The organism is Methylobacterium sp. GC_Met_3, assembly GCF_026540775.1.
Lineage (GTDB): Bacteria > Pseudomonadota > Alphaproteobacteria > Rhizobiales > Beijerinckiaceae > Methylobacterium.
The window spans coordinates 22,475-29,967 of the sequence record NZ_JALNUL010000046.1 but is presented as its reverse complement, the minus strand read 5'-3'; the positions used below and the strand labels follow the sequence as shown (position 1 = coordinate 29,967).

The 7,493-nt window shown below is 69.3% G+C and carries 7 protein-coding genes; 5 read left to right on the top strand and 2 right to left on the bottom strand.

Features of this window, described 5'->3' with window-relative positions; genetic code table 11:
• Both OXS27_RS27160 and OXS27_RS27155 read right to left on the bottom strand, forming a co-directional pair.
• Window positions 1–422, bottom strand: a 422-nt coding sequence (locus tag OXS27_RS27160; protein WP_267360308.1) for a (2Fe-2S)-binding protein, incomplete at its 3' end; no start/stop codon positions are given.
• Between the two features lie 105 nt (window positions 423–527).
• Entirely contained in the window at window positions 528–1,484 is a 957-nt protein-coding gene (locus tag OXS27_RS27155; protein ID WP_267360307.1) for a GlxA family transcriptional regulator, read from the bottom strand.
• Between the two features lie 632 nt (window positions 1,485–2,116).
• Here OXS27_RS27155 and OXS27_RS27150 point away from each other — a divergent pair.
• From OXS27_RS27150 to urtE, 5 genes are read left to right on the top strand one after another with little or no spacing between them, the layout of a single operon-like run.
• On the top strand, window positions 2,117–3,343 hold the full coding sequence (locus OXS27_RS27150; RefSeq protein ID WP_267360305.1) for a transporter substrate-binding protein: 1,227 nt from the start codon (window positions 2,117–2,119) through the stop codon (window positions 3,341–3,343).
• On the top strand, window positions 3,336–4,967 hold the full coding sequence (urtB, locus tag OXS27_RS27145; RefSeq protein ID WP_267360303.1) for an urea ABC transporter permease subunit UrtB: 1,632 nt from the start codon (window positions 3,336–3,338) through the stop codon (window positions 4,965–4,967). Before OXS27_RS27150 ends, urtB begins: the two co-directional genes overlap by 8 nt.
• On the top strand, window positions 4,964–6,064 hold the full coding sequence (gene urtC, locus OXS27_RS27140) for an urea ABC transporter permease subunit UrtC (RefSeq protein ID WP_267360301.1): 1,101 nt from the start codon (window positions 4,964–4,966) through the stop codon (window positions 6,062–6,064). The genes urtB and urtC overlap by 4 nt, the downstream gene beginning before the upstream one ends.
• The gene (locus OXS27_RS27135; protein ID WP_243923095.1) at window positions 6,061–6,771 is read left to right on the top strand and encodes an ATP-binding cassette domain-containing protein; all 711 of its coding nucleotides are present in this window, start codon (window positions 6,061–6,063) and stop codon (window positions 6,769–6,771) included. The genes urtC and OXS27_RS27135 overlap by 4 nt, the downstream gene beginning before the upstream one ends.
• Window positions 6,768–7,481, top strand: coding sequence for an urea ABC transporter ATP-binding subunit UrtE (urtE, locus tag OXS27_RS27130; protein WP_267360299.1), 714 nt, complete (start codon window positions 6,768–6,770; stop codon window positions 7,479–7,481). The genes OXS27_RS27135 and urtE overlap by 4 nt, the downstream gene beginning before the upstream one ends.
• The last annotated feature ends 12 nt before the right edge of the window (window positions 7,482–7,493 follow it).

Here is a 7,493-nt window from a genome sequence, read left to right as displayed (position 1 = left end):
GCGGCGATGGCGTTGTAGGTTCCGCAGCGGCATAGGTTCGTCATCGCGTCGGCGATGTCGCCGTCGGTCGGGTGCGGCGTCTGCTTGAGCAAAGCGGTTGCAGCCATGACCTGACCGGACTGGCAATAGCCGCATTGCGGCACCTGCAACGCGACCCAAGCCTCCACGACCTTCCGGCCGACGTCGTCCTGCTCGATCGCCTCGATGGTGGTGATGGCCTGGGTGCCGACGCTCGCGAGCGGCACCTGGCAGGAGCGGGTCGCCTGCCCGTCGAGATGGACGGTGCAGGCCCCGCACTGGGCGATGCCGCAGCCGTATTTCGTGCCGGTCAGGCCGAGCGTGTCGCGCAGGACGAAAAGGAGCGGCGTATCGAGCTCAGCATCGACTGAATAGTCGCGACCATTGATCGTCAGGCTCACCATGTCTGCGACTCCCCGACCGTAAGCAGTCCCCCCAAGGCCATGCTTACGCAGCGGTCCCGGCACCCACTACGTCATAGTTGCCTCGTTTTCGGACATGCTGCGGCGTCAGACGACGGCGAGCGGACCGGCAGCCCGGCGGATTGCCCGCGGGACATCGCCCTGGACGCGCAGGAACGCCCGGCGCATTCGCTCGCGGTTGGCGAAGCCGGCTGCGGCGGCGATTTCCTCTATGGGCAGGCGGCTCTGCTCCAGCATGTGCTTGGCGGCCTCGACGCGCATGGCCTCGACGGCCTTGGCCGGCGAGACCCCGGTCTCGGCCCGGAAAGCTCGCGTGAACTGGCGCGGGCTGAGGCAGGCGACCGCCGCGAGGTCGTCCGTCGTCAGCGAGCGTTGCAGGTTCTGCCGTGCATGGGCGAGGACGCTCTGAATCCGGTCGCTCGGCGCGTCGAAGTCGAGCAGGGCCGAATGCTGGGCCTGCCCCCCGGCCCGGCGTCGCTCCATGACCAGGCCCCGCGCAACGGTACGGGCGACCGGCCGGCCGTGGTCGCGCTCGACCATGCCGACGGCGAGATCGATGCCCGCCGACATGCCGGCGGACGTCCAGAGATTGCCGTCTGCGACGTAGATCTTGTCGATGTCGAGGTCGCAGTCGGGATAGCGCGCGCGGAACTGCGGTGCGTAGCGCCAGTGGGTCGTGGCGCGCCGCCCGCTCAAGAGGCCGGCATCGGCCAGCGCGAAGGCGCCGAGGCACAGGCCCGCCAGGCGGCGCGTGGAACGGGCCGCCTCCCGCAGATAGGCGACGAAATCCGGGCTCGGCTCGGGCAGGCTGATGCCCGCAGCGACGATGATCGTGTCGAAGGCGGACGGGTCGCTCAACCGCTCGGTCGCGACGGCGGGGCCGCATCCCGAGCGAAGGAGCCCGCCTGCCTCCGACAGGACGCGGATGTCATAGGTCGTGTCGGCGACGTATCGGTTGGCGACGGCAAACGGTGAGGTCACGGCCAAGCCCATGAAGTCGAAATCCGGGCAGAGCACGAGGCCAATGCGGCGGACGCCAGACATCGCGGAAACCTTTCACCTGCTCGCCTTCGCGCGCCGCAGACCGGCAAGGCTTGGGCCGATCGGCAACGCTCCACCGGCCTGACGTCATTCGGCGGCTGCGGCAAGCACGCTCGGAAGGCGTTCATCCCGTTCACCGGCGACGCGATCGACCTGCGGATCTTCGAATTGGCCGCAGGTGGTGACCGGGCGGCCGTACGCGAAGGCGACACCGCCTTCGGCATCCTGACGTAGAGGGACTCGGATCGGGGTGTGGCTCGGGACCGGGTCAAGCCGGTCGATGAGATCCGGCCACCCGTCAGCTCACGCTCTCGACCGCACGCCAACCTTCAGCTGGTGCCAGGCGCGACGCTGCGCTGCTGACCACGTCACGCGAAGCGTGCCTTCCGCGAACGCGAGATCCGATTGCTCCACGGCCGCCGCTTCAACTCGTGCAGGCTGTGAGATGCGGCGCGTCCCCCGGGCGTGCTTGTTCGAAACGTCAATTTTGACACTCGCGGCTACGGACCGCACATCGCGCGGACAAGTGCCGTCAATACGCGCAACGCCCACCCCGACCTGCAGTCTCTTTAACCTTCCCGTCTCCCATGCGTCGGTCGACAATCGGCCCGTCCTTCACGGGAGCTTCGGGGTCGATGACGCATCTCACGCGGCGCAGCTTCGTCGGCACGGCGGCGCTGCTTGCAGCACCAGCCCTCATCCGACCGTCATTCGCGGCCGACACCGTCAAGCTCGGCTGCCTGTTCTCGTCGTCCGGCACGATGGCCAATCTTGAGGGCCGGCTGAACCACGTGGTCCGGATGGCTGCCGATGAGCTGAACGGGCGCGGCGGCGTCAACGGCCGCCAGATCGAGGTGGTGACCTCCGATCCCGCTTCAGACTGGCCGCTCTACGCGCAGGTCGGACGGCAGATGCTCCAGCAGGACAAGGTCGCGGCCCTGTTCGGCTGCTGGACCTCCGTATCGCGCAAGTCGGTGCTGCCGGTCGTCGAACAGAATGACGGGTTGCTGTTCTATCCGCTTCACTTCGAGGGCGATGAGAACTCCAAGAACGTCGTCTACGTGAACTCGCCGCCCGCGAGTTCGGTGCTGCCGGCGGTCGACTACCTGATGGGCCCCGACGGCGTCGGGGCGAAGCGGTTCTTCATGATCGGTTCGGATTACGTCTGGCCGCGCACGATCAACAAGCAGCTCAAGGGGTATTGGAAGAGCAAGGGCATCCCCGAGAGCGCATGGCGCGAGGAGTACGTGCCCTTCGGCTTCTCGAACTTCCAGACGCTGGTGAACCAAGTGCGCAGCTTCGCCAGCCAGCCTGGGGGCCAGGCGATCGTGGTGCTCACCGTGGTGGGATCCTCGATCCCCGACTTCCTGCGTGAGTTCGCCAACCAGGGCATCAGTGCCACCGACGTGCCGATCCTCGGCCTCGACATGGTGGAGGCCGACCTCGAAGGGCTCGACACCGGAAAGCTCGTCGGCCACTTGAATTGCTGGGCCTATCTCCAGGCCGCCAAGGGCGAACGGAACCAGAAGTTCCTCGCCGACTGGGCCGCCTACGTGAAGGCCAAGAACGTCCCGTTCAGCGCCGACACGGTGATCGACCCAATGGTCTCGGCCTATGACAGCGTCCATCTCTGGGCGCTCGCGGCCGCCAAAGCTGGGTCTTTCGCAGTGCCGGAGGTGCGGAAAGCCTTTGCGGGTCTGAGCTTCGACGATCCGTCCGGTTACACGCTGACTATGACGGGGGAGAACAATTACGTCTCTCGCGGCGTGTTCATCGGCTCGGTCAACGAGAAGCGCGGCTTCGACGCGCTCTGGCAATCCCCGAACGCTCCGAAACCGGTCCCGTTCAGCCCCTATGGCTGATCCGAAGCGGTCTCTGCTCCGCGCTCTCCTGGCGCTCTGCGGGCTCGGGCTCTGGGCTGTCCCAACCTCAGCGGTGGCGTTCGATCGCGCGGCGTTCCAGCAGGATCTGTGCGGGGACGGCGCCGCGCAGGTCCGCGGGGCCGAGGGCCTCGTGAAGGCCGGCGGGGTTCTGCCGGCCGACGACCTCGCCTACGCGGGCCGGCTCCTCGGCGCGCTCGCAGAGCGCCGCCTGACCTGCCCGGCGGACGGCGCCCTCTTGCTCGATCGCCCAGGTGCGCCCGAAGGGCACGATGCGCTCACCGGCGCGGTGCGCCCAGCTGCAGAGGCGCGCGTGCCGGTCCTCGGCCTGCGCCAGCGGGCTGCCGTCGAGACCGCGCGCGGCGTCGTGGCCCTGCTGTCCGGACCCGATCCTGCAACCCGCGGCGCCGGGCTGTCCGTCGTGGAACGGCGCGTCGCCACCGTCCCGGCGGCTGTGCTCGACCGGGCGCGTGATGCGGAGACGGATGCGGGGCTCAAAGCGACGATCGCCGGCCTCGCCCAGGCCGCCGCCCTGTCGTCACCCGATCCGGCCCGGCGCCGGGCGGCGATCGCCGCGGTGGCGGCGAGCCCGTCGGGCGCCGCCGAGGCGCGGCTCACGGCGCTGAGGAGCGATCCCGCCTACACCACCGATCCGGCCTTCCGGGCGGCCCTCGATGCGGGGCTCAGCCGGGTCACGCGCGCGGTCGCGATCGGCGATGGGCTCGCGGTGGTCTACAACGGACTGAGCTTCGCCAGCATCCTGTTCATGGCGGCGGCCGGGCTCGCGATCATCTTCGGGCTGATGGGCGTGATCAATCTCGCCCAGGGCGAGTTCATCATGCTCGGAGCCTACGCCACCTACGGCGTGCAGGAGGCTTTCCGACGCCTCGCCCCCGGCCTGCTCGACCTCTACCTCGTCGCGGCGATCCCCGTGGCCTTTCTGGCGGTCGCCCTGGTGGGGATCGTGGTCGAGGCGCTGATCCTGCGCCACCTGTACCGGCGGCCGCTCATGAGCCTGCTCGCCACGTGGGCTGTGAGCCTGTTCCTCGTAAATCTGGTGCGGGTGACGATCGGAACGCAGAACCTGCAATTCATCATGCCCGCCTATGTGAGCGGCGGCGTGCCGCTCTACGCCGACTTCGTCGTCACTTGGAACCGCCTCTTTGCTATCGGTTTCGCGGCCGCGACCGTCGTGCTGACACTTCTGATCCTACGGCGTACGCCGCTCGGCCTCGATATCCGCGCCGTGACGCAGAACCGCGACATGGCCGCCTGCCTCGGCCTGCCGACCCGCCGGGTTGACCGCCTCGCGTTCGGGCTGGGCTCGGGCCTCGCGGGTCTCGCCGGGGTGGCGCTCTGCCCGATCTACAGCGTGAACCCCGGCATGGGATCGGGCTTTATCGTCGACAGCTTCATGGTCGTGGTGCTGGGCGGCGTCGGCAGCCTCCTCGGGACCCTGGTGGCCGCTCTCGGGGTCGGGGGCGCCAACGTGCTCATCGAGCCGATCTCCGGCGCGGTCGCTGCCAAGGTCATCGTGCTCGTGGGTATCATCCTGTTCCTGCAGCGCCGGCCCGAGGGGCTGTTTGCTGTGCGGCGGCGGCGATGAGCGGCGCCGTGCAGACCGCTCTGGCCTCCCCCGCCGGACCGGCGCGGCGCGCCGTTCGCGATCCCCTGATCGCCGGTCTCGTCGGGCTCTGTCTTGCTGCCGCGGCGGTGCTCTTGGTGGCGTCGCCCGCGCCATATCTCGTCAATGCGCTTGGCCAGTTCGCGGCCTTCGCGATCCTGGCCGTGTCCCTCGATCTGGTCTGGGGCTATCTCGGGATCCTCAGCCTGGGGCATGGCCTTTTCTTCGCCATCGGCGGGTATGTCTGCGCCATGCACCTCCTGGCGCACGGCGTGGCCACGACTGGCGTGCTGCCGGACTTCGTACAGTTCATGGGGTGGAAGAGCCTGCCGGCCTACTGGGTTGGCCTCGACCATGCCGCTTACGCCCTCGTCCTCGCGCTGGCGCTCGCCGGTCTGGTTGCCTTCGTGTTCGGGCTCGCCTCGTTCCGCTCGCGGGTCAACGGCGTCTACTTCTCGATCATCAGCCAGGCGCTCGTCTACGTCGCGATGCTGCTGATGTACCGCAACGATACCGGGCTCGGCGGCAATAACGGCATGACCGGCTTCCCGCTGCTGTTCGGCTGGCCGATGGGGTCGCCCGGCGTCGTCACAGGGCTCACCGTCGCCGCCCTGCTGACGCTGGCGGCCGTGCTCGCCGGCACGCGCCTTCTCATCGGTAGCGCGGCGGGGCGCCGGATGCTCGCCTGCCGCGATGACGAGACCCGCCTGCGCACGCTCGGCTATAGCACCACCCGTCTGAAGCTGGGGATCTGGTGCCTCTCGGCGATGATCGCGGCGCTAGCTGGCATTCTCTACGTGCCGCAGGTCGGCATCATCAACCCGCGGGTGCTGGCCCCCGACCTCTCCATCGAGATCGCCGTATGGGTCGCGATCGGCGGCTTGGGGCGGCTAGGCGGTGCAGTGATCGGCGCCATCCTCGTCAACGGCCTGAAATTCTGGCTGAGCGCCGCGATGCCTGAGGCGTGGCCCTTCATCCTGTCGGGGCTCGTGCTGTTCGTGGTGCTGGTCCTGCCGAACGGGCTCCTCGACCTCGTGGCCCTGCGTCCGCGCTCGACCTGGCTGCGGGGCGCCCGGTGAGCGCCCTCGTGGTCGATGCCCTGACGGTCGCCTTCGGCCGCTTTAAGGCGCTGGATTCCGTTTCCCTGGCGGTCGATTCCGGCGAGGTGCGAGCCGTGATCGGACCGAACGGCGCGGGCAAGACCACGCTTCTCGACGTGATCTCCGGCATCACCAAGCCGGTCTCCGGCCGGGTTATGCTCGGCGACCGGATCGATCTGACCCAGCGTTCCGAGGCCGAGATCGCCAGGGCCGGCGTGCGGCGCAAGTTCCAGAAGCCCAGCGTCTTCCCGGCTCTCACCGTGCGGGAGAATCTGGAGATCGGCTGTGGGCCCGCGCTGCCAGCCCGCGCTCGCCCGGCCCGCATCGCCTCCGTCCTCGGCGAGATCGGCCTCGGCCCCCGCACCGAGGTGCTGGCCGGCAGCCTCGCCCACGGCGAGAAGCAGTGGCTCGAGATCGGGATGGTGCTCGCCGCCGAACCGGCGCTTCTCCTCCTCGACGAGCCCGTGGCCGGGCTGTCCGACTCCGAGACCGCCCACACCGCTGCGCTGATCCGCGCCCTGCGCCGGCCTGACCGCGCCATCCTGGTGATCGAGCACGACATGGGCTTCGTCGAGGCCATTGCCGACCGGGTGACGGTGCTGCACGAGGGCCGAACTCTCTATGAGGGCAGCATGGCGGGCGCGCGGGGCGATGCCCGGGTGATCGAGGTGTTCCTCGGCCGATGACGAATGCACCGGCACCGGCCCGCCTCGCCGTCGAGGGACTCGATCAGCATTACGGCAGCGCGCAGGTGCTGCGCGGCGTCAGCCTCGCGGTCGAGCCGGGGGCCTGTCTCGCCGTGCTCGGCCGCAACGGCGCCGGCAAGACCACGCTGCTGCGCTGCCTCACCGGCCTGATCCCGGAAACCCGCGGCCGGATCGCCCTCGACGGGACCGACCTCACGCGCCTCGGCTCAGATCGGCGCGCCCGCGCGGGCCTCGCCTACGTGCCGCAGGGGCGCGAGATCTTTCCGGACCTGAGCGTTGCCGAAAACCTGCGGGTGGCGGCCCGGGCCCACGGGCTGGAGCGGACCGACGCGGTCGACGAGGCCGTCGCCCTGTTCCCGCCTCTCCGCGGGCTCTGGCACCGCCCGGGGGGCAACCTGTCGGGCGGCCAGCAGCAGCAGCTCGCCATCGCCCGGGCACTGGCAACCCGGCCCCGTATCCTGCTGCTCGACGAGCCGACCGAAGGCATCCAGCCCTCGATCGTCGCTGCCATCGAGGCGGTGATCGCTGGGCTGAAGGGCCGGATCACCGTGCTGCTCGTGGAGCAATACCTCGACTTCGCCCTCCGGGTTGCCGATGCCGTTGTGGTGTTGTCGCGCGGTAGCGTCGTCGAGCGCGGTGATCCCAGGGTGCTGAGCCACGATTCTCTCACCCGGCACATCGCCGTCTGACGTCCGAAAGGA